The organism is Chryseobacterium aquifrigidense, from assembly GCF_006716485.1.
Lineage (GTDB): Bacteria > Bacteroidota > Bacteroidia > Flavobacteriales > Weeksellaceae > Chryseobacterium > Chryseobacterium vietnamense.
In genome coordinates this window covers 2,023,756-2,046,385 of the sequence record NZ_VFPD01000001.1, presented here as the reverse complement: position 1 = coordinate 2,046,385, position 22,630 = coordinate 2,023,756, and the positions used below count along the sequence as shown (strand labels likewise).

24 protein-coding genes are annotated in these 22,630 nt (G+C 36.2%); 8 read left to right on the top strand and 16 right to left on the bottom strand.

Translation table 11 applies throughout. The features are described 5' to 3' along the window. Positions 1-125: 125 nt before the first annotated feature. From FB551_RS09145 to FB551_RS09135, 3 genes are all read right to left on the bottom strand, one after another. On the bottom strand, positions 126-524 hold the full coding sequence (locus FB551_RS09145) for a helix-turn-helix domain-containing protein (RefSeq protein ID WP_142016916.1): 399 nt from the start codon (positions 522-524) through the stop codon (positions 126-128). Positions 525-932: 408 nt separating this feature from the next. Then, the gene (locus FB551_RS09140) at positions 933-1,670 is read right to left on the bottom strand and encodes a YggS family pyridoxal phosphate-dependent enzyme (protein ID WP_142016914.1); all 738 of its coding nucleotides are present in this window, start codon (positions 1,668-1,670) and stop codon (positions 933-935) included. Beyond that, the gene (locus FB551_RS09135; RefSeq protein WP_142016912.1) at positions 1,667-2,386 is read right to left on the bottom strand and encodes an AAA family ATPase; all 720 of its coding nucleotides are present in this window, start codon (positions 2,384-2,386) and stop codon (positions 1,667-1,669) included. The genes FB551_RS09140 and FB551_RS09135 overlap by 4 nt, the downstream gene beginning before the upstream one ends. Before the next feature lie 985 nt (positions 2,387-3,371). Between FB551_RS09135 and FB551_RS09130 the strand changes: the two genes are divergently transcribed. Then, entirely contained in the window at positions 3,372-3,707 is a 336-nt protein-coding gene (locus FB551_RS09130; protein ID WP_047433528.1) for a DMT family transporter, read from the top strand. Here FB551_RS09130 and FB551_RS09125 read toward each other — a convergent pair. The 3 genes from FB551_RS09125 to FB551_RS09115 form a co-directional block, all read right to left on the bottom strand. Next, positions 3,704-4,360 carry a glycosyltransferase family 32 protein gene (locus FB551_RS09125; protein WP_047433527.1) on the bottom strand — a complete coding sequence of 219 codons (657 nt, stop codon included), beginning with the start codon at positions 4,358-4,360 and terminating at the stop codon, positions 3,704-3,706. The genes FB551_RS09130 and FB551_RS09125 overlap by 4 nt on opposite strands. A 197-nt stretch (positions 4,361-4,557) precedes the next feature. Next, positions 4,558-5,529, bottom strand: a complete 972-nt coding sequence (locus FB551_RS09120) for a hypothetical protein (RefSeq protein ID WP_142016910.1) — start codon at positions 5,527-5,529, stop codon at positions 4,558-4,560. 7 nt (positions 5,530-5,536) lie between these two features. Continuing rightward, positions 5,537-5,965: a hypothetical protein gene (locus tag FB551_RS09115; protein WP_142016908.1), complete on the bottom strand. Its 429-nt coding sequence runs from the start codon at positions 5,963-5,965 to the stop codon at positions 5,537-5,539. Between the two features lie 191 nt (positions 5,966-6,156). Here FB551_RS09115 and FB551_RS09110 point away from each other — a divergent pair, with 191 nt between their 5' ends. Further along, entirely contained in the window at positions 6,157-7,233 is a 1,077-nt protein-coding gene (locus tag FB551_RS09110) for a sensor histidine kinase (RefSeq protein ID WP_142016906.1), read from the top strand. Then, positions 7,233-7,955: a LytR/AlgR family response regulator transcription factor gene (locus FB551_RS09105; RefSeq protein WP_047435819.1), complete on the top strand. Its 723-nt coding sequence runs from the start codon at positions 7,233-7,235 to the stop codon at positions 7,953-7,955. Before FB551_RS09110 ends, FB551_RS09105 begins: the two co-directional genes overlap by 1 nt. 187 nt (positions 7,956-8,142) lie before the next feature. Here FB551_RS09105 and FB551_RS09100 read toward each other — a convergent pair whose 3' ends face one another. Together FB551_RS09100 and FB551_RS09095 are read right to left on the bottom strand one after the other, a co-directional pair. After that, on the bottom strand, positions 8,143-8,877 hold the full coding sequence (locus tag FB551_RS09100) for a DNA-formamidopyrimidine glycosylase family protein (protein WP_047433524.1): 735 nt from the start codon (positions 8,875-8,877) through the stop codon (positions 8,143-8,145). Positions 8,878-8,966: 89 nt separating this feature from the next. Then, complete coding sequence (locus FB551_RS09095) at positions 8,967-9,596, bottom strand: class I SAM-dependent methyltransferase (protein WP_142016904.1); 630 nt, start codon at positions 9,594-9,596, stop codon at positions 8,967-8,969. 205 nt (positions 9,597-9,801) lie between these two features. On the opposite strand from FB551_RS09095, the gene FB551_RS09090 reads away from it, so the two are divergent. After that, positions 9,802-11,157: a deoxyguanosinetriphosphate triphosphohydrolase gene (locus FB551_RS09090; RefSeq protein ID WP_047435818.1), complete on the top strand. Its 1,356-nt coding sequence runs from the start codon at positions 9,802-9,804 to the stop codon at positions 11,155-11,157. A 3-nt stretch (positions 11,158-11,160) separates the two neighbouring features. Here FB551_RS09090 and FB551_RS09085 read toward each other — a convergent pair whose 3' ends face one another. The 5 genes from FB551_RS09085 to FB551_RS09060 form a co-directional block, all read right to left on the bottom strand. Next, a complete protein-coding gene (locus FB551_RS09085) occupies positions 11,161-12,255 on the bottom strand; it encodes an NAD(P)H-dependent flavin oxidoreductase (RefSeq protein ID WP_226798656.1) in 1,095 nt (364 codons plus the stop codon). Between the two features lie 11 nt (positions 12,256-12,266). After that, entirely contained in the window at positions 12,267-12,647 is a 381-nt protein-coding gene (locus tag FB551_RS09080; RefSeq protein ID WP_226798655.1) for a nuclear transport factor 2 family protein, read from the bottom strand. A gap of 68 nt (positions 12,648-12,715) precedes the next feature. Next, on the bottom strand, positions 12,716-13,450 hold the full coding sequence (locus FB551_RS09075; RefSeq protein ID WP_142016902.1) for an SDR family NAD(P)-dependent oxidoreductase: 735 nt from the start codon (positions 13,448-13,450) through the stop codon (positions 12,716-12,718). A gap of 7 nt (positions 13,451-13,457) precedes the next feature. Beyond that, positions 13,458-14,234: a YceI family protein gene (locus tag FB551_RS09065; RefSeq protein ID WP_226798654.1), complete on the bottom strand. Its 777-nt coding sequence runs from the start codon at positions 14,232-14,234 to the stop codon at positions 13,458-13,460. A 106-nt stretch (positions 14,235-14,340) separates the two neighbouring features. Further along, positions 14,341-14,913 carry a Crp/Fnr family transcriptional regulator gene (locus FB551_RS09060; protein ID WP_142016900.1) on the bottom strand — a complete coding sequence of 191 codons (573 nt, stop codon included), beginning with the start codon at positions 14,911-14,913 and terminating at the stop codon, positions 14,341-14,343. A gap of 191 nt (positions 14,914-15,104) precedes the next feature. Between FB551_RS09060 and FB551_RS09055 the strand changes: the two genes are divergently transcribed. Then, on the top strand, positions 15,105-16,043 hold the full coding sequence (locus tag FB551_RS09055; RefSeq protein ID WP_142016898.1) for an SPFH domain-containing protein: 939 nt from the start codon (positions 15,105-15,107) through the stop codon (positions 16,041-16,043). Between the two features lie 151 nt (positions 16,044-16,194). Here the strand turns inward: FB551_RS09055 and FB551_RS23500 are convergent, their stop codons facing one another. After that, on the bottom strand, positions 16,195-16,809 hold the full coding sequence (locus FB551_RS23500) for a DUF4377 domain-containing protein (RefSeq protein WP_226798653.1): 615 nt from the start codon (positions 16,807-16,809) through the stop codon (positions 16,195-16,197). Positions 16,810-16,964: 155 nt separating this feature from the next. Here FB551_RS23500 and FB551_RS09040 point away from each other — a divergent pair, with 155 nt between their 5' ends. From FB551_RS09040 to FB551_RS09030, 3 genes are all read left to right on the top strand, one after another. Next, positions 16,965-18,974, top strand: coding sequence for a hypothetical protein (locus FB551_RS09040; RefSeq protein WP_374709950.1), 2,010 nt, complete (start codon positions 16,965-16,967; stop codon positions 18,972-18,974). Positions 18,975-19,105: 131 nt separating this feature from the next. Then, a complete protein-coding gene (locus FB551_RS09035) occupies positions 19,106-19,561 on the top strand; it encodes a lipocalin-like domain-containing protein (protein ID WP_142016894.1) in 456 nt (151 codons plus the stop codon). Between the two features lie 25 nt (positions 19,562-19,586). Then, complete coding sequence (locus tag FB551_RS09030) at positions 19,587-20,045, top strand: hypothetical protein (RefSeq protein WP_142016893.1); 459 nt, start codon at positions 19,587-19,589, stop codon at positions 20,043-20,045. A 340-nt stretch (positions 20,046-20,385) separates the two neighbouring features. Here the strand turns inward: FB551_RS09030 and FB551_RS09025 are convergent, their stop codons facing one another. After that, positions 20,386-20,724 (bottom strand): DUF962 domain-containing protein, encoded by a 339-nt coding sequence (locus FB551_RS09025; RefSeq protein WP_142016891.1) that lies wholly within the window; start codon positions 20,722-20,724, stop codon positions 20,386-20,388. Positions 20,725-20,881: 157 nt separating this feature from the next. Next, on the bottom strand, positions 20,882-22,564 hold the full coding sequence (locus tag FB551_RS09020) for an APC family permease (protein WP_047433513.1): 1,683 nt from the start codon (positions 22,562-22,564) through the stop codon (positions 20,882-20,884). Positions 22,565-22,630 lie beyond the last annotated feature (66 nt).

The window sequence follows — 22,630 nt, the reverse complement described above, 5'->3', positions numbered from 1 at the left end:
TAATCGTTTCACCGTTCGCAAAGGCGTTCCACTCAGCCAAGCTTAAATGATGTATTTTTCCGACAAATTACGAGCCTTGTACGGCCATTGTCATTGCGAGCGTAGCGAAGCAATCTCAATGACTTTTACTTGCTTTTAATCAGTTCTTCAAGCCTGGTCATCATATCATCCTTTTCTTTCAGCATTCTTTCATAAAGCGCAATTTTTTCTTCGTGAAGTTGGATGATTTTATCAATAGGATTGTAATTATTAACAATTACACCTGTCGCGTTATCATGGAAGTTGCTTGCAATAATATTGATAGCCTGTTCTTCATCAAAATTCTGAAATGCTTCCACGGGAATTTTTAATACTTCAGATATTTTTTGAAGCAAAGGATCTTCAATGGTCTCTTTCTGTTCCAACAATGAGATTTTCTTCTGATTCCAGTCATCACCTAAGTCCAGTGCTAAAGCTTCCTGTTTGATGCCTAGCATTTCTCTGAATCTTTTTACGTTTCTTCCCTGATGTATCTTTTGTTCCATTTGTGGTTTTATAAGCTTATTTAAAGGTTTATGATGAGTAAAGATAGAAAATTGTGGTGGATATCTAAGATGTGAAGGTGAAGATTTGTATTGAAATCTTTGTAATCAAACAAAATCACCTCCCAAAAGTTGAGAGGTGCCTTAGTATTTAAATTCCGGTTGTTATCTTCGTTTAAAGCTATACGCCAGCAAAATGGCAAAGCCCATAGTAACGCAGGTTATAATTGAAATGGTTTCAATGGAAATTCCACTTTTCATCTGTGTGTTTTCTTTTTCACATGAAAAAAAGAATAATAATGTCATGAGTAGACATACCGATAGTAATTTTTTATCCATAAATATATTTGTTTGGTTATGAAATATTTACATCAAAAAGTATACCGATTTTATAGACTTTAAAAAGGTGTTCTATGAGGGCTTTCCTTCGTCCCAATAATAGCTGTCCGGATAGATTCTCGCTCCAAAAACAGCTGTTCCCACCCGTACAATGGTGGCGCCTTCTTCAATGGCTGTTTCCAGATCTCCGCTCATTCCCATGGAAAGCTCTTTCATCTCTACGCCAGGAATATTTTCGGTGATGATATCCTGCTGAAGCTTTTTCAGGATTTTAAAGCATGCTCTTACTTTATCGGTTTCAGCACTGAATAAACCGATGGTCATCAGTCCCTTTATTTTTAAAGTAGTGTAGTTGGAAATCTTCCTTGTAAGTTCAATGGCTTCACCGGGATCGACTCCAAATTTACTTTCCTCATTTGAAGTATTAACCTGAATTAAAACATCCATCGTTCTGTTTTCAGCTAAAAGTCTTTGATGAAGTTTTTCCGCCAGTTCCAGTCGATCCAGAGACTGAACGCAGGTAATATCGTATTTCAGGATATCTTTAATCTTATTGGTCTGAAGATGGCCTATAAAGTGATTTTCATGCGGAATGCTTTTCAAATCTTCATATTTCTTCTTCAGTTCCTGAACTTTATTTTCAGCAATTAACGTCTGTCCGCGTTCCAGCGCAACTCTGATACGTTCTGCAGAAACCGTTTTTGTAGCCAGCAGTAATCTTACTTCATCAATATTTCTTCCGGATTGTTCACAGGCTTTTCTTATCCGTTCATTAATGATATTGAGATTGTGGATGATGTCATCTTTCATGATGAGATGGTTTCTTTGGCTTCCAGTTTTTTGATTAAAGCAGCTTTCACAGCCGTTAAAGCATAATCTTTAGCTTCAGCAAAGGAAATAGAATACTTCCTTTCAACAGTTCTCATATCTTCAGGAAACTGAGCTAATAATTGATCATAGTAGGTATCCAGAATCTCAGCAGAAGGCATTTCGTAATTAATTTTTAACTGGAAACGTCTTAAAAGAGCAGTGTCAATAATCTCAGGATGATTGGTAGCACAGATTAAAAGAGCATTCTCAGGATAATAATCAATCAGCTGAATCAAAGTATTAACCAATCTTCTCATTTCGCCTACATCTTTGTCATCGCTGCCTCTTGCTTTTCCGATCTGATCCAGTTCGTCAAGAAAAAGTACGGATCTTTCTCTGGCGGCTTTATCAAAAATCATTTTAATGTTCTGGGATGTTTCTCCTATACGGGATGAAACAATATTACTAAGGTTTAAAATTATAATATTTTTTCCCAAAGCATTAGCAATTGCCTTTGCTGTCATTGTTTTTCCACATCCGGAGCTGCCTTCAAGGAGAATCTTATGGTTAACCGGCAGTCCATATTCCTGCAGTTCTTTAACGTAAGTATATTCCTTGATAAGCTGTACAAGCTGCTCTTTATTGCTGGTATTGAGAAAAACTTCGTTAAGGTTTACCTGTTCTTTATCTTGGATAATGAGGTTGTACAGATTCATAATGACAATTAAAAGGATTATTGAATAACAAAGATAAAGCTTTATTGAATGTCAAAAAGAATCCTGAAAAATAATAAATACCTGGTCCAACGGATAATGAATGATCAATGATGAATGGATGCTGGCATTAGCAACAATCTGTAAAAGTCTGTGAGATCTGTGGGAAAAAGACCCCAAATAAAAAAAGAAAAGCCAGACTTGCGACCGGCTTTTCTCATTTGGATATTAAAATTTGTTATGAAACTAAGATCTTTCTGCTTATGTTTTTGGGCCCTTTTACCCGATGGTAAAAGAGCAATCCGATCTCTCAGACTAAAAACATAAAACAATATAATTAGTATAGATATTCTATAGGCTTGTTTTATTTTAAGATTAGTTTCTTTCTCTTCTTACTGTCATGAAATATGAAGTGATTACTACTAGACCTGTTGCGATACCGATATAAGTTATCATTTTGTATTATTTTTAATTATTTGACTTTTTTTTATCAATCTTTCAATTGCAATATTACTACTTTCAAATCATGTGCCAAAGTAAAATACTATGATGTTTATCAGTGTCTTACGGTGGTGTAGGTTCATTTGTTGGTGAATTTTGTTTATATTAAATTAATGTATTATTGAGAATTTATTAATACTTTTATTATTCTATCTGTAAAATTGTGTGAATGTGTTAATCGTTTATCGACTTCTATATTGGAGTTGATAAAACAAATAATAAATAATGCTTAGCATAATATTGTTTTAAAGTGTAATTTTTGGATGTTAATTTTTCACTTCAAACAGATTTTTATGTTAATAAAATTTATTTTTAGCACCAATTTTCATGGCGGAATTTTTGTCAGCTGTCACATTTCATGTCATAGAGAATTATAACTTCATATCACAAACTATGGCAAAGCTGTCTGGCGACTGACTATGGGAATGCCGTGTTTTGAATTACCCGACGGCTTTTATTACTTTTGTATTGTATAAAGAATGAATTTATGGGACGCAGTTATATTTTTCTCGCCTTGGCCATTATATTTGAGATTATTGCCACTACTTTTCTGAAGAAATCTGAAGAATTCTCTAAACTATGGCCATCGGTTGTGACAGTCATCGGATATGCCTGTGCTTTTTATTTTCTAAGTCTTACCCTTCGCCAGATTCCCGTGGGAATCACCTACGCCATCTGGTCCGGCGTAGGTATTATCTTTATAACAATGATTGGGGTAATTGCATTCAAACAGATTCCTGATTTGCCTGCCATTATTGGTATTGCCCTGATTGTGATTGGAGTAATTATTATTAATGTATTCTCAAAAATGGGAACTCATTAAATAATAATGTCTTGATGAATCTGTTGTTGTTTCCAGTGCTGGGATCTTTTTTTGTACAAAAAGAATTTGCCCAACTTATATTTGAATTTTAAATATCCCCGGAACTCAATCCCGTCAAACAGGGTAAAAGGTATAGCCGGATTTTCAGCTAAAGACTGTTTGATTCCTTTGCTGAATACGGTGGGACCGGTAGTAGCATGTACATTATTAGGATAGCGGTGGTTGTTAATATTATCGATCATCAGCTCCAGGGTCTTCTTCAGAAAAGGATGATTTTTATTAAAAATAAGTCCCCATTGTACATATAGATTTGCATGTCTTTCTGCACTGATCACAGCTTCGTCATTTTCTCTGATGAGTTTTCGGAACGGCTTTATAATACTGCTGTCAATATCCAGGTAGATACCTCCTTTTTTGTATAAAATGGCATACCTGAAAAAGTCTGCTTTTGCTGCACCAATAGTCAGTTTATGATAGGTTTCAATATATTGGGGAGGAAATTCTTCTGTGAGAAACTTTTCTATATCCTGATCATCGTAAAAGAAATAGCTATATTCTGGATTCTTTCGCTTCATATTCCAGATATGATACCGGGTGATTAAAGGAAGCTTTTTTGTTTTAAAAGTTTGAAATATTTGTTTGGGTACAGACATACTCTTTTATTTTGTCAATTCTTAATAATATCCTGAAATCATTTTCATAAATCATTTGCATGTTAGGTAATAAGATTTTTCCTGAAAGAGAATCTTTGAATTTGTGCTTTTTCTCTGTTTTTGATTGTAATTTGTAAGAATGGTTAAACACTTAAAGAAGAAAAAATACTGTCTTTTACAGTGAACATTTTTACCCATTACTTTGCCCTTTTCCTTTCGAATGGATTATAAGAGATTCCAACATTGAAGTATAATGAAGGTTTATAAGTCCCTTTCCATATATAATCATCAAAAGAATCCTGCTTATTAAATGCTCTGGAATTAATATTAGCCCTGACTCCTGTTTTGAACATACCTATGAAGTTTCCTCCAAGGTGATGCTCATACATTGCTCCTGAATTGAGTGCAACCTGCCTGAATTCATAAGTATTATCATTATGGTAAGTATAAAATGAGTTGTTATCCATTTCCGTTCCCAGAGAAATTCTTCCGCTGGAAAAAATATCTTTTCTTACCAATACCTTTTTCGGAAGAAGGACATCCAGTACCCATCCGTTATTGAATCTGTTTTCATAAGTGAAAATAGGCAGCACAGGAATCTGAGAACTTGGGTCAATGACACCAGCCAGTCCAAGAGTCATTTTTGTTTTTGGAGTGACCTTTAAAATCAATGAAGCGGTTACTAATCCTCTGATCCTTTCAAAATGCCGGTCACTTCCATCCGTAGAAAGAGTGGCAGAATAGATGGCCGTCTTATTAAATAACCTTGAGAAGTAGCTCAGATTAATGGCTTCCGAGTGATAATGAAAGTTTTCTTCATTTTGAGTTTCGGGAATTACAGGATTTTCGTTCCCGATGGAAGTGTAACGGTAGCTTAATGCTGTGCTCAAAAGCCAGCTTCTGTTCTTGATAAAATAAATATTGGCATCTGCTTTCATTTGCTGAAAGCTTTTTACTTTGTTATCCGGAAGGTCTTTGCCTTGGAGTTGTGAAGAAGAAGAAGACGGAGTAACCTGGGTATATTCAAGATTGAAGTTTCTGGATTGCGGAATTTTATCCGCAAAAAAAGCACGGACTTTCAAAGGGATACTATCCTTTTTTTGGGCGTGCATAATGTTTTTAAAAGGAAATATTGCCAGAGGAACAAGTACTCTTCTCAATGTTTTCATGGGTTGGTTATTTTAATGGCTGAATAATGGATTGGAAAAAACTGAATGTAAAAATCCTGTCATAGAAGATATCCAGACTATTTTCAATAATAGCATCCGTATAGCAGGCGGTATCGGGAATAAATGTTTCTTCTACAAAAACAAACCAGATTTCTGAAAGTCCGTATCTTCTTCTGAACTCTTCAGATGCATTGCTGTCAGGCACTGCAGAATGTTTAAGGTCACAAAACAAAATCCCCTTTTTCTCTCCCTCATGATCCACAATATTAATGGAATGGTGCAGATAGCTCAGAATTTTCATTTTTGCATCGAAACATTCTACAAAATGGTGCAGATCAATAAGCTGTATTACTTTTTCTTCCTGTTGAGATTCTGTCATAAAAAAACATTCCAGTGATATTTCCTGAGTCAGTTCGTGAAAAGTTGTTAATTCCATAGGTGTTCATTTACAGCACAAAGGAATAGAGAAAAGAAGTACGTTAATTTGTTTTTATACAAAATGGCTGGTATTTTATACAAAACCCCGGAGGAGCATAATTGGTATAATAAAATACAGGTTTTGTATAATAAAATAGTCGTAATTTCCGCTATTGTCTATTTTTGCTAATGATAAAATGAGCCTACCCTATGAAATACAGTCCGCGGAAATTTGAAGAAACCTTTGTAATGGATTTTTTGGTGGAAGCGAAGTATGGATTCCGAAGACATCTGCTGTTTCTGATCTTCTTTTTTATTTTGATCTATAGTGCGAGGTTCTGGCACTGGTACTCGGGAATATATCAGTACTATGTTTTATTTTTTGTGTATACGATTCTGATCACCATGGTCTATATTAATATATATGTATTGGTTCCGCGTTTTTTCTTTAAGACAAAATATGTCACCTATCTTATTCTGCTCGTTCTGATGGGAATAATAGGACTCAATTTTATCGGATATGGTTTCAGATTGTTTTTCGAAGAATTCAGAGTAAAGAATATTCTTAGAGAAAATGAAAAAGGAGGAATTTATGAAGGGGTTCTGATGTGTATTCCGATTATCATGACGACAACAACAATTAAACTCCTGCAAAAATGGATCAGTGATAATAAAAGGATCAATGAGCTGAGCAATCTTACTTTGAATATGGAACTGAACGAGCTCAGAAATCAGATCAATCCGCATTTTCTTTTTAATATGCTGAATAATGTGAAAGCGTTGATCAGAACAAATCCTGCTAAAGCTTCTGTTGTGATTGTAAAACTTTCAGAATTTCTCAGATATCAGCTGTATGAAAACAGTGAAGAGAAAACGCTGCTGACTTCAGAAATCGACTTTCTGTCCAATTTTTTAAACCTTGAAAAGATAAGACGTGACAATTTCTCTTTTGATATTCAGATCAATATTGAGAAAAGAATAATGAGCAGTACATTCATTCCACCGAATCTGTTTACCACTTTTGTAGAAAATGCGGTGAAACACAGTGTAGACCTAAGTGGAGGAGAATCCTATGTGAAAATAGAAATCAATACCAATAGCAGGCAGCTTTATTTCAGATGTGTCAATTCAAGAAGTGCCGGTTATGCAGTCTCCGACAAAAAAAACAGCGGGCTTGGGCTTGCCAATATTACCAGAAGGCTTGAGCTTCTCTATGGTGAGACCTTTGATCTTCAGATAAAATCAGGAGAAGTAGAATATGATGTCAATTTAAAAATTCCCGTATGATGAATTGTATTATTATTGATGATGAACCGTTGGCAAGATCCGAGATGAGATCCTTAGTTACTGAAATTTCCGGTATTGATATTCTCGGGGAATTTTCCAACGCACCGTCTGCCCTCGGATTTCTTAAAGATAATGATGTAGATCTTATTTTCCTGGATATAGAAATGCCGATGGTGACAGGCCTTGAGTTTGCAGAAATGCTTCCCAAAAAATCACTGATCATTTTTACTACTGCCTATTCCCAATATGCATTGAAGAGCTACGAACTGGAAGCTGTTGATTACCTTCTGAAACCTATTGATCCCCAAAGGCTGGAAAAAGCAATTGATAAAGCGATACTTTATACTGAGCTTTTGTCTAAAGATACCGTAAAAAATACGGTAGAATCCAATACTGCAGATTTTTTGTTTATTAAAGCAGAACGGAGATTCTATAAAATCAGTTTTTCAGATATCAAATTCATTGAAGGACTTAAAGACTATGTAGTTATTCATACAAAGCAACAGAAACTTATTACCGCAATGAATTTAAAAACGATCCATCAGAAAATTTCCGGTGAAAACTTCATCAGAGTCAGCAAATCCTACGTGGTGAATATGAATTACATAGACTCATTTGACAATCATAATATTTACATTGAAGATTCTGAGATTCCTCTTGGAGAAGTGTACAGATCCGAATTTTTCACAAGATTTGCGGGAGGACTTCTCAATTCAGACTGATCTATGAGTAATAGGTAATGAGCAATGAGTAATAATAAATATCACTCAGGTAATCAATAAATCTGTGAAAATCTGTGTAATCAGTGGGAAAAAATAGAATATTATGATTCAATTGAAACGAGCTTCAACCCCTTTAAATAAATCAAATCTTTCAACGGCTTCAGCTAAAACTTAAAATAATATTGATCTAATAAAGTTTCTGATCCTTTTCACAAAAGAAACTCCTTCTTTTTCCAACCCCGGTTTGCTTTTTAACCAGTTTTTGTCCACAAATCGGACATACAGATTTCGTATGAACCAGCCAATGTTTTTTCAACACAAATTCTCTTTTCCATTTCAGAAAGTCAAAACTGTAATTTCTGGCTTCAGCAATAAGCTCTTTCCTTTTTTTGGCTGGAAGATTTCCCAATAAACTTTCCGGCTGCACTCCGATTCTGAAAAGAACCTCATTTTTAATGATATTTCCGACACCCGAAAAAATATCCTGATTCATCAATGCATCACAGACCATCATTTCCGGATTCGATTTCAGCTTTTTTTCTGTTTTTTTTGGATCCCACTGATCGCTCATTACATCGGCTTCCCAATCAATGGTAGACAGAAATTCCAGGTCTACGGACTTTACAGAACAGGTATAAAAATAGATGCTCCCGGTGGAAAAAAACAATGCTAAACGTAAACTTTTATCCGGCTTGGTCTGTTCATTAATGCTGTAAGAACCAAACATTAATAAATGAATCCGGATCGCTGCTTTTTCAAAAACCAGATAAGTCTGTTTTCCAAAAGTACGGATCTCAAGAAGGGTTTGGCCAACAAAAGAATCTTTCTCAAATTTGGCATTTCCAGAAATCTCTGTCACTTGCTGTCCTGCAAATGGCTGCAGGTTTTCTTTCATTAATATGATGGATGGTCCTTCAGGCATACGTTTGTTTTGAGATAAAGATTCAAATAATATTCCATAACGAAATAAAATATGAGCTTTATCCCAAAACAAACCTGTTTAAAATATCATTAGATCGTCTTTTGTCCTACAAAACGAATCACAGAGCCCGTACCATTATGAAACAATCCTTCGTTGAGCTCAATTTCTGTTTCTGCTAATTCAATAATATGATAATCAGGAAAGTCTGCCTTGATTTCTTCAATAGAGAATAGAGATTCAATATCTTTTGGGCCACCTACCTTTTCATTCCTAGCAATATATTCAAGATGATTTTTACTGAAAGCTTCGAAAATAACAAAACCACCTTTACGCAGATATTGATTCAGCATCTGATGAATGGAAGATTTGATATCTCCCGGGAAATGAGCATAAATAAGAGCAATAGCATCAAATTGTTCTTTCTGATAATCCAGAGTAGAAAGTTCTCCCACCTGATAATCAATGGTGGTTCCCAGTTGTTTTGCAAGCTGTAATGCTTTACTTCTGCCATTGGCACTGATATCGAAGGCTGAAACCTGCCATCCGTGTGTGGCTGCGAAAACCGCATTCCGGCCTTCTCCTTCCGCAGGGAAAAGTATTTTTCCGGGAGTTAGTTGTGATAATTGTTCTCTGAGATAATTGTTGGGTTCTGTTCCATACGCAAACTCTTCGCTGCTGTACCTTTCGTCCCATCTGTTAAGCCATGTGTTGTCCGTCATTGTAAAAGAATTTTAAAATTTGGATAAAAGAAGAATGATAAGTATTCTCCGGTTGTATTAGTTGCATCAAATGTAAAGTATTTCTTTAATCTTTCCGATCCCTGAAAAACGTTTACTATAATAGATTTTTTGAATGACAGATCTGTTTAATAAAAATCTAAATACTATTCCGTACAATTAAAATTTGGAGTAATTTTGAAAAATGATGAATTTAAACCAGATTTTCACCAATCAACGTACAGGAAACAATCCACAGACCAAAGCTTCACGAACTGATTTTCAAAGGGATTTCGACAGAATTATCTTCTCTTCTGCCTTCAGAAGGCTGCAGAATAAGACACAGGTTTTTCCTCTTCCGGGAAGTGTTTTTGTACACAACAGACTTACGCATTCTTTAGAAGTATCATCCGTAGGAAGAAGTTTGGGGAGTATTATCGGTGAATTTATTGCTGAAGATTTTAAAAATGACCTGACTGAAGATTCAAAGAATTTTTATCTCTATAATTTAGGAAATGTAATTGCTGCTGCATGTTTATGTCATGATGTGGGTAACCCTGCATTCGGACATTCCGGTGAAGATGCCATTGCAAGTTATTTTGAAAGAAATGAAAGAGATCTGAAATCTAAGTTCAATGAAAAGGAATGGGCAGATCTGGTTAATTTTGAAGGAAACGCCAACGCCATCAGAGTGCTGGCACAGCAACAGCAGGGAAAAGATGCCGGAGGTATTCAGCTGACATTTTCCACGCTGGCAAGTATTGCAAAATATCCATGTGAAGCAGTAGCAAAGAAGAAAGGAATCATTCACAGAAAGAAATTCGGGTTTTTCCAGAATGAAAAAGATATATTTCTGGAAATTGCCAAAGGAACCCAGCTTATTTCTGAAAGTGAGGAACCTCATATTTTCAAGAGACACCCTTTTGTATGGCTGGTAGAAGCAGCTGATGATATCTGCTACAACATTATTGATATGGAAGATGCTCACAGATTGGGTATTGTTTCAACTGCAGACTGTAAAAACTTATTTTTCGAGCTGGTAAAATCGGAGACTGATGATGTTCAGAGAATTGAAACAAAGCTGAGCTCTATCTCCAATGAAAATGAACAGATTTCATATTTAAGAGCAAAAGTAATCAATGCATTAATCAATAAGTCTATTGAGATGTACAAACATAACTTCGGAACTATCCTTGAAGGAAATCTTGGTAACGGCTTACTTGATATCTATAAAAGTGAAAATAAGGCACTCCAGGATATTGCAGGTTTCTCCGTAGAAAAAATCTACAATCACAAAGCCGTTGTTGAAATTGAAAATGCCGGATATAATGTAATGTATGAATTACTGGATCATTTTATACCTTCTATTCTGAAGCCTAAAGACAGCAGAAAATCATATGATGAAAAAGCTTTGAAACTCATTCCAAAGCAATTTATTTACAATGACGGCACCGATTATCAGAAAGTTCTCGGAGTCATTGATTTCGTTTCCGGGATGACAGATAATTATGCTACCGATTTATATAGAAAAATTAAAGGAATAGACATCGGAATGACCGTGTAAATTCTATGTATTCAATAATTCAGAAGCCTCTTCGATTAATGATTTCATTAAAGTGGAGGCTTTTTTATGCTTTAAAAGGGGAGCAATCTGACCTGCCCAGAAAAACACCAGCTCATTCTTTTGCTGTTCCAAAGCAGCCTTTCTTAATTCACCCATAAAATGCGTCTGCAAAGGAAAGGGAAGAGTTTTGTCCGTTGCAGTCAATAGATCTCTTGTGATTTTTGTAGTAATTCCACGTCCCAATCTTCCGGTATAAGCTCTGGAAAGCGTAGTGGATTGAGCAGCGTCAGAAAACAAAAACTCTTTGTGTAGGGGTAAAGCTCCGGATTCTTCAGTAGCCAGAAAAGCCGTTCCAATCTGTACCGCATCAGCGCCCAGTTTGAAAGCTCCCGCAATTCCACGGCCGTTGGCAATTCCCCCTGCAGCTACCACAGGAATTTTTACACGATCTTTAATTAATTGAATCAAAGCAAAAGTTCCTGTTGTAGAAAGTTCAGCCTGATCCAGAAACGAAGGTCTGTGCCCACCGCTTTCAAAGCCGGAAGCTACAATGATATCCACTCCGGTTTTTTCCAGTGCAATTGCTTCATTCAATGTTGTTGCATTTCCCAGGACAATAGTTCCCTGACGATGAAGATCTTCGATGAGGTTTTCATCCAACAGTCCAAACATAAAGCTGAAAACTTTAGGCTTAATATCAAAAATAACATCCAGCTGATTCTGGAATCTCGATTCAAAAGAGGGTGGAAGGGCAGGAATAGCCGTGTTTAAAAGATCAAAATAAGGTTTGAAAGTTTCAACCGCCTTTTGATATTGCTCTTTTGTATATTCTTCGTTAATGATATCGTGATCACTTACCCAGAGATTAAGATTATAAGGTTTGTCCGTCTTGGACTGTATGGCTTTGTGAGTGTCGTAGATCTCCTGTGGTGACAGAGTATACGCTCCGAAACCTCCCAATCCGCCAAGATTACTCACGGTTGTTGTCAGTTCTACGGTGGAAAGTCCTCCGCCAAAAGGACCTTGCAGAATAGGATATTCAATTCCTAATAAATCTGTAATTCTATTTTTATTCCACATGATGGTATTGGTTTTCATTAAAAATTGAATTAAGGCTGTACATGGGTCAATGTCTTGTTAACAATCAGCCATCGTCCGTCTATATAATTGAAAGTTATGAAATTATAATAATTGAAATCATACATCCTCACGTTTAATTTCGCAACAGCAATTGAATTTATAATGTCTATTGAAATAATTTCAGCTTTAAATCCTTTGCCGGATTTCTGTGGACTTACACGATTTCCAACACCTTCAATATATTGCTCTGCAGTTTTGAAATAGGGAACTTCATTGACATCTCCGAAAAGCAATGCGCCTTTATAAAAAGCTTTGGTAAGAAGTTCAGTATTCCCTTCATTAATTCCTCTGAAATAATAATGCTCTATAACATTCCTTATTTCAGCTTCTGAGGTCTGATTATTTTTCATATTCTTTATATTTTGCGCATGGCCGTTCAACGGAAAGCTGAACAGCCATGCTATAATTAATGATAGTTTTATGATAAATGATGTCCGGCACCCATCCCACCGTCTACATTGATGATGGCTCCGGAAATTAATTTGTTCTTGGCAATCGCATGGATCATCTGAGCAATTTCTTCCGGCTCACCGATACGATTGATTAAGTGGATTCCTGCATTATTGTCAAGATCTGCACCATGCATCGGAGTTCTGATCAATCCTGGGGCAACCGTATTGACTCTGATATTATCTTTCCCAAACTCGGCAGCCAGTTGCAATGTCAGAGCATGAATCGCTCCTTTACTCGAAATAGGTGCTGTAGAAGGAGATTCAGCAATTGCGTGATATACCAATGGTGTTCCGATATTGATCACGACGCCGTCTTTTTGTCTGATCATCTGGGGAATGACAGCCTGCGTAGTGAAGAATGTTCCTTTTAAATTCGTTGTTAAAAAACGGTCCAGATAATCTTCTGTAACTTCAAGGAAAGGTTTATTCTCGTAAATGCCTGCATTATTGACAAGAACATCGATTGATCCAAATGTTTCAAGTGCCTTTTTTACCAATGCTTCTCCTGTTGATTTCTCTGAAACATTTCCGGCAACCATGGCCAGATTTTCTCCCGCTCCCAATTCATGAAACACTTCCTCTAATTTGGATGCAGTTTGTGAATTGATGATGACATTGTCTCCTCTGTCTAAGAAATAACGGGCAGTTTCCAATCCTATTCCTGAAGAAGCTCCTGTTATAATGACGGTTTGTTTTTTCATTGCTGATTTATTTTTTTTCTGTTGAAAATCCCTGTTCTTTTAATACTGAAACCTGTTCTCCGGCATATCCCCAGTTATCATCTTCAATTTCATTGATGACAATATGAGTTAAATGAGGATCCTTATTCAAAACTGAAGTTACAGCCTCGCTTATTTTCCTGATTAATTGTTGTTTTGTTTCGCGGTTAAGATCTTCGCGAAGTACTTCTACTTTGATGAATGGCATGATGTCAATTTTTAAGGTTAGAAATTGATAAGCTTCCGCAACAAGATGAATGTTTAAGTCAAAATTGTTGTAGATCAAGGTGTCACCAAGATTGGTGAAGAAATTGGAAGACCTGAATTTAATGTTGAATTTCGTTCTGTCAACCACGATCTTTGTTTTTAAAACAGCTGTGTTATCTGTTTTTACAATCTCCAGGCTGGTATCGATTGGGTGAGTAATATCTTTTATCGTAAGATCTCCTTTCACATAATAAAGATTCTCATCAGCCGGTTCTGTATGAGTGATCTCGAAGTAAGCTTCAGGAAACTGTTCCGAATTGAAGAAATCATCGGAAGCAAGATGGTTGGCAAACTGTGCATTGGTTTCGGCATCTTCAATATCAAGGATTTTGACAGAACGGGTGTCAATGACAAACTTTCCTGATAGAGATTTCCCTTCTTCAAATATGAAGTTTCCTTCTTTGATACCAATTGTGCCGTTATGAGCGCCGGTTACTTTTCTTCCGATCCAGTCAATAGTACTGTTTTCTGCATTGACTTTAAAGTTTTTTGTGTCCATTATTATTGGGTTTAAATATTGACACAAAGTTCAGCCGATCGAAAGAAAAAGTTACGTGATGTACCTCACAAAATAGAGGAGAAGATACATCGTTTTTAAAGGTTGATTATTGATGGAGTCTGCTCAAAGTTTCTCTGGTTACTCCCAGATAAGAAGCGATCAGGTGTTTTGGAACCAGGTTGTACAACTGAGGGTACATGGATAGAAGTTCTTCATACCGGAATTTAGCATCATTATTCATGAAAGAAAGCAACCGTTTCTGGGCGGCTACGTATCCTTTATTGGTTCTCCATCGGAAAAAATGTTCAACTTCATGAATTTCATTACAGATTTTTTCCCTGTCTTCATTGGAGATAGAAAGAATAGTAGCATTGGTGATGCAGTCTACATTAATGGTAGCCCTTGTTTTGCTGTAAAGTGCATCAAAATCTGTTACCCACCACGTAGGCATGGCAAACTGAAGGATAAACATTTTCATACTGTCATTCAGATAAAAAGCTTTCAGGCAGCCTTCCAGAACAAAATATTCATGATTCACAAAATCACCTTCCGCGATGAGACTTTGTCCTTTCTTTAAACTAATCAGGTTAAAATGTTCGAAAACATAGCCAAACTGCTCTTCAGTAAGAGTCGTGAATTTAGAGATGTGATCCTTTAATATTTCTTTAGAATTAACCATGATGTGTAATGAATATTCAAAAGTAAGAGTTTTTCAGAATAGTTTTAAAAATAATCTGATAACGCTGTGTCTGATTTTCTGAGGGTTATATTCCGGATCTTATATTTATTTTTCTTATATTTAAACAAATACCCACAAAAATGTTTTTAACAAAACAGGATGTGTGACGACTTATTATAAAATTAAAAACTATGGGAATATATTTAGCGCCCGTTATTTTCTTCGGGCTAATCATTTTATTCGCTTCGTTCTTTGTCGTTAAACAGGAAACAGCAGCGATTATTGAACGTTTTGGGAAATTCAAGGCTGTAAAACATTCCGGTCTTCATCTTAAGCTGCCCATCATAGATCAGATTGCCAAAAGACTGAATTTGAGAATTCAGCAGCTGGACGTCATGATTGACACAAAAACATTAGACAATGTTTTCATCAAAATGAAAATTTCTGTTCAGTATCAGGTGATCAGAAGTCAGGTGGGAGATGCTTATTACCGTTTGGAAAATCCTGAAAATCAAATTACTTCATTTGTGTTTGATGTGGTGAGAGCAGAAGTTCCAAAACTGAAACTGGACGATGTTTTTGTAAGAAAGGATGATGTGGCTATCGCTGTGAAAAGTGAGCTTCAGGAAGCAATGAACAGCTACGGATATGATATTATCAAAGCTTTGGTAACCGATATTGATCCGGATGAGCAGGTAAAACATGCGATGAACAGGATTAATGCTGCAGAAAGAGAAAAAACGGCTGCAGAATATGAATCTGAAGCACAAAGAATCCGTATTGTAGCGGTTGCAAAAGCAGAGGCAGAATCTAAAAAATTACAAGGGCAGGGGATTGCTGACCAAAGAAGAGAAATTGCAAAAGGACTTGAAGAGTCTGTAAGAATGTTGAATAATGTGGATATCAATTCTCATGAAGCATCAGCTCTTATTGTTGTAACACAGCATTATGATACTTTACATTCTGTAGGAGCGAGCAACAGAAGTAACCTTGTACTTCTTCCCAATTCACCTACTGCAGCAAGCGGAATGCTTAATGATCTTGTAGTGGCCATGACCACTGCAAATACTGTAGGAGAAGCTACAAAAGGAAAATATCCGGATCCACCTCAGAAAGAAACCGGATTTTAAGATACACGGGAAGTAAGAAGAAAGGAATAGATAATTAGAGATGAATCATTTGCTGTTTTTTCCTGATCGTCCAAAAGTACTTCTGACTTCATTCTTCCAGCCTCCGGCAAAATAAAAACGCTTCTGAATTTTCAGAAGCGTTTTTTATGTATTATTTCTTCGTTTTAGAAACCTGTTCTATCAGTGTATATTTGACTGAAGATGCATCTGCCGGCGGATTCTCAATTTTTTCTGTTTTTACTTTTAAAACATATTCGTAACCCGGCTCGTAAGTGAAGCCTTCAATATTGCTGTAGAAATTGGTCCAGCTTTCAGATGCACTTTCTTTTACCTGCATACATTTCATACGGCCGGCTCCGGCAGAGCAGTCTACCGTTTGTGGTCCTACGATAATGGTTTTTTCATTGGCTGCCATTTCAGTTTTTTTTGTTTTAGAAACCTGCTTTACCAAAGTGTATTTTATAGAAGATCCATCGGCTGGAGGATTGGCAATTTTTTCTGTTTTTACCTTTAAAACATATTCATATCCCGGTTCATAAGTAAATCCTTCGATATTGCTGTAGAAATTCGTCCAGTTTCCGGAAGTGTTTTCTTTTACCTGCAGACATTTCATAGGAGCTACGCCTGTACAATCTGCTGTTTGTGGTCCTACGATGAAGGTTTTTTCATCACCTGCTGATGCATTGGCTGTGGTTGTACATTGCGTCATTGCGAATAATGCTAATGCGGGTGCTGCCCCTTTTAGAATTGTTGCTATACTTTTCATAAACTTGATTTTCCCCATACCTCGCAATTACTATGCCGAAAAAAATCCTTAATTTGTAGTACTTCTGCTATTGTTTTTTACTTTTTTAATTATTTAATTTGAATTTCTTAAACACTAACCACAAATTAATTCTTATAATAAATATGGATAATCAAATGCAAGTTGAAAATTACAGGATTCAAAAACCTGAAATGTGGGCAGGAAATATTGGGGATGAGGAAATAAAAAACCGCATCAAAGATTCCGAATTTGCCAAAAGACAAATTGATGAAGGCCGGGATTACTGCTATTTTTTAGACAAAAAATACTATACAAGCAATACGGAAAACAGTGAGTATGTCTGCATGGCGTATACTCTGAACGAGCCTGGAAATCTGGAGAGAGCATCTGTTTCTGATGTGATTGTGGAGGAAAATGAAGTCTATCAGATTCACAGAATCAGCGTGTTGAGAGACGGAGTACTGATAGATAAGATTCCGGATACGAAAATTAAGGTTCTTGACAGTGAAAATCAGAGCAGCGGAGGAGTTTTGAGCAGTAATAAAAAAATCAATATTACCATCAAAGATCTCAGGCTGTATGATGTTCTGATCTTGGAAGATTCAAGGATCAAAGAATTTACAGACCGCGATTTTCTGAGAAAGGAATTTTCAAAATATGTCTGGGTAAGTCCTGATAATTATTGGGCGTATGGCAGTTTTAAATTTACATTCATCAACGAACGTGAACAGACTATTGCCTACAAAAAGACATTTTTCAGAGATGAACAGGGAAATGTTCTTGAGCCGGAGATAAACCATCTGAAAAAAGGAGACAGATTTGTCATTGAAGAAGAAAACTATATTAATCCTGTGGATTCCGGACGTGAAATTTTTCCTTATGTAGACTTTGCTACAGAAAGCAACTGGAAAGACCTTTCCAACTATATTGTCCCTTTCTATGAGGAGATTTTTAATAAATCTTCTTTGCAGGATTTTGCTCCGAATCTGGTTGAAAAACTGGATGCCATTGCTGATCAGGATGAAAAACTACAGTTTGCCATAGAATATGTACAGAACCATATTTATTATGTGTTCAATGCGGATGAAATGAATGGTCATAAGCCACAGGAGCCATCAGTAACCTATGAAAATAAACAGGGAGATTGCAAGGCAAAGTCGGTTTTATTGAAGGTGATCCTTGATTATATAGGAGTAGATGCATCTGTAGTGCTGGTAAATTTTAATACGGATTATTATATTAAATATTATCTGCCATCACTGTTAAGTTTCAATCATGTTGTGGTAAAAGTGAATTATAAAGGTGAAGAATACTTTATTGACGCAACCATCCGTGATGAATTCGGATTGATCGAAAACAGAGGATTTATCTATTTTATGCATTATCTCGAAGTGAAGAAGGATCAGGAGCTTCAGGTAAGGAAATCTTATAAATTCCCTTATTTCTGCATTAATGAAAGAGTCGATTTAACCGCACAGGGCAATACCGGAAAACTTACTCTGTCAACAACTTACAAAGGAAACAGAGCCAATGCAATGAGAAGGTATTTTAAAAGTACCAACAAAAGAGAAATCATAGACAGCTGGAACAGTTTCCTCTTTTATGCGCTTAATTATTCAGGTGACCGTAATGGTACTGATGTAAGAAACGTATTCAAAGATGCCGCTATTGATGTAGTAAGTGATGACAAGAGGCTGAATGAGGTGAAGATTCAATATACTGCAACTATTGAGAATCCTTATTTTGTGGATCCGCAGAAAAACCGTTTTCTGATGTACTTTGACCGAAATGTTGTAAAGGCGAGTGCTAGAGATTTCATTCATAAAGATTTGCCTTTCTGGCATAATTTCGACAGTGAAAAATATGAAATCAATTTGCAGACGGACCAGAAAATTGATGTTGAAGAGAAATATACGGTTCAGGAAAGTACGATATCCAACCCGTATTTTGACTATAAAAGCCGAAAAAAAGTAAACAAAAATGGGGCAAGTGTATACATTGAATACAATCCTCTGATCAATATTGAAATTCCGCAAAGTGAGTTTGAAAAGTTCAGAACAGACCATCATACCGTTGCAGATAGTAATTTCGGACTGGGAATTGACATCATTGAACCAGGACTTATGAATATGCTTAAATTCAGCTTTAAGAAGAAATTCAAATAGAATTCTTTAAGTTTAAATTTAAGGGTTCAAGGTTTAAGGTTTAAAGCTTAGAGTATCTTCGGGCGGCGAAGCCGCCCGAAGATACTCACTCATTATGATATCATTTAAAATAAAAAAACACAAATTCATTGATGTATAGGATATTTTTTCTTGCTTCTTTTATGACCGTTTCTATGGTCAGTGCTCAAAAATTAACCAAAGAAAATGTTACAGGATTCTGGAAACTGAAGGAAGCGGGATTTTATGAAAATAAAAAGAAAGTAGTAAAACAATTTGATAATTGCCGTCTGATGAGAAATTATGCCATCAGAGAAGATGGTTTTGCCATTTATAATTATGTGGAAGGAATAACAGGGGATTGCAGCCCTTCCGAACCCAGACTTTCTTTTTGGAGGATTGTAGAAAACAGAATCCAGTTTTATGCAGATGAGCAGAATATCCTTGAAGAAGTGGAAGTAACAATCAATAAAGATGATACTATAACCTTTTCAAGCTATATTCCTGAACGGAAAAAAGTAAATGGAGATACATTCGCTGAAAAAATTGCAAACACAGTTCATTACGATATACTTGAAAAACAATATTAACCGTAAACACAAAATTTTTTGACTTATGAATTATGTAACGGTCATCTATCTCGTGAATCTGATATTGTATGCCATGTATTTCTTTGGAAGAACGGGAAGTGAAGTTGATGTCTCAGGACTGGATTATATCGTTTCCGGAATATTATCTCTGTTTCTGATCTTCGCCGGATATCTGAATGCAAAAAAGGGAATGATCTACAGAACTGCTCTGTGGATGTTTTTCGTGAATGTGTTCTTATTCGTCTGCTCGGGATTGTTTGATCATTTTGGAAGCGATTTTAATATTCTTTCTACGAGCAACAGTGACAGTTTTCTTTTTACATTGGGGTTCATCATTTATAATGGCTATCTTTTTCCTTTAACAGTTATTCTTGAGGGCTCAGGCATAGCATTGTTATTTCCTGTTGTACTGTCATTTATTCTGCCTTCAATAGGATATATGATAGGGAAGAAGCTCCACCCAAACAAACAAAACCCTACTTAATTATAGTCATTGAGAACCGAAGGTGAAGCAATCTCAATCAAAAAGTAAAGGTTGGAAAACGTAAAGGCGCGATTATTATTAGAAGGAATGCTTTTAAGGCGCAAAGATTTTATCTCTGATAAAATTTCAAAACTCTGTTTTATCATTCCGGGCAGAGCAAGGAATCTAAACTTTAATATCCTCTACAGCTCTTGAAAACCAGGCAGATATTATTAAAAAAATCTGCGAAATCTCCACAATCTACGAGAAAAATCATATCATCATTTGCTGAAAATCTCACATTGTGCGAAGTCGGAATTCTCTGCGTCTTCAAAACTAAAAAAAGAAAAGAAACTCAAGGCTATTCCTGCTTTTGAGGCTGATTATTGGACGTAAAGAATTTCTGCTTACCGATCAGCAGCTCAAAAAACAGTCTGAAATCTGAAATTAAAGACCATAAAGGATATTTAAAAGTAGCCGGTTTATTTCTCTCAATCACAGCATGACTGAACCAGGCAAATCCATAGCCTACAATCGGGATGTACCATAGAAATCGCTCCTTTCCGGAACTGATGACATACCCTATAACGAAAAATACGAGAAATGTTCCTATAAAATGGAATATGCGGGTTCCTGTTTTACTGTGTTCAGTAAGATAAAACTGGTAAAATTCTCTGTATGTTCTGATTCTTTCAGTCATGGCGGTCTAGTTTATTGATTCTCCTGGTGGTAAAGCAATAATTCTGCCGATTTTCATCAAAGAATTAAAAAGTAAAAGGGCAAAATAACAAATCAGTCTTTCCCTCAGGTTTAACGTCTTTGCTATTTTGCCCTTTTGTAACTATTTAGTTGCTTTCTTAGCTATTCTTTAGTTCTTTTCCAAGTTTACTGTTTTTATATCCATAGCAGAAATAAATAACCATACCCACAAGGAACCACATTCCGAACCAAAACCAGTTTTCATGGCTCATTCCTGTAAGAAGGTACAGACATGAACTTAATCCGATCAATGGAATTAATGATAAATTCTTGATAAAAGCTACTACACATAGAATCAGGTTGATGATAATAAAGAAGAAAATAGAAGCCCTGAATTCTCCTTCTTTAGGATCTGACCAGTTCATCAGATTGTCAAAAAACTCTGGCTGCCATTTGTAGAAAACCAATAAACTACCAATGAAAATAACAGGAAAAATGATTTTACCATTCACATAAGGAAGGTGGAATCTGCCCTTAATCTTTTCTTTTGCAGGAAGCATCAGCACTCCGGCACATACCAGTACAAAGGCAAAAATAGTTCCGATACTTGTAAAATCAAGGATGAACGTTTTATCTGTAAACAGGATAGGAATACCTACCACAATTCCCGTAACAATAGTTGCGTATGAAGGCGTTTTATACTTTGGATGTACCTTTTGAAACCTTGCAGGCATCAGTCCGTCACGGCTCATAGCATACCAGATTCTCGGCTGTCCCATCTGGAAAACCAATAGTACAGTAGTAATGGCAACAATGGCAACGAAGGATACAACAAGTTCCATCCAGGCCACATTAGCATTTGTTTTTTCAAATATGAATGAAAGGGGATCTCCTACACCATCAAATTTTTTGTAATCTACCATTCCTGTTAATACCAGTGTTAAAGCAATATAGATCACTGTACACAATACAAGAGAGATGATCATTCCTTTTGGTAAAGTCTTTTGTGGGTCTTTGGTCTCTTCAGAAAGTACACTTAAAGCATCAAATCCGATATAAGCGAAGAATACTCCTGATACGGCACTCATTACTCCCGCAAAACCATTCGGCATGAAGGATGGTGTCCCGGTTACAGGACTTACAGGAGTCCAGTTTTCAGTATTGATATAAGCAAAACCAACCAGTATAACCAATAGAATCACTCCCAGTTTTAAGATAACTAAAGAGTTATTGAAGTTTTTACTTTCTTTTACTCCTACGTAACAAAGCCATGTAATTAAACCATTGATAACCAATGCCGGAATATCTACAATGAATTTCAAACTTCCGATTAACGGAGCGGTTTTCCATGCATTTAGCAGTTCTTTGTTTTCTGAGCCATATTGAACAGCTTTTCTGGCTTCAGTATAGCTGCAGGTCAGATAATCAGGAATATGCATTCCGAGGCGTCCTAAGAAACTGGTGAAATAATCCGACCAGGAAAAGGCTACATAAATATTTCCGAAAGAATATTCCATGATCAGAGCCCAGCCAATAACCCATGCGATTAGCTCTCCGAAGCTAGCATAAGCATACGTATAGGCAGAACCCGCGGTTGGAATTCTGCTGGCAAATTCAGCATAGCATAAAGCGGTAAACCCACAGGCAAAACCGCAGATCAAATATAGAAGGATAACACCGGGGCCACCTCTGAAAACGGCTTCTCCCAAACTGCTGAAACTCCCAGCTCCAATGATAGCCGCAATACCAAAAAATACAATGTCCCATACACCTAAGACTCTTAAAAGTCCAGTTGAAGTATCTGTATCTGAATAGATTTTTCTTCTAAAAAGTTGACTCATTCAATAACTATATTTGATTTGAAAAAAAGCAAATGTAATGATTTTTTATCTTGATGTTAACAGTTG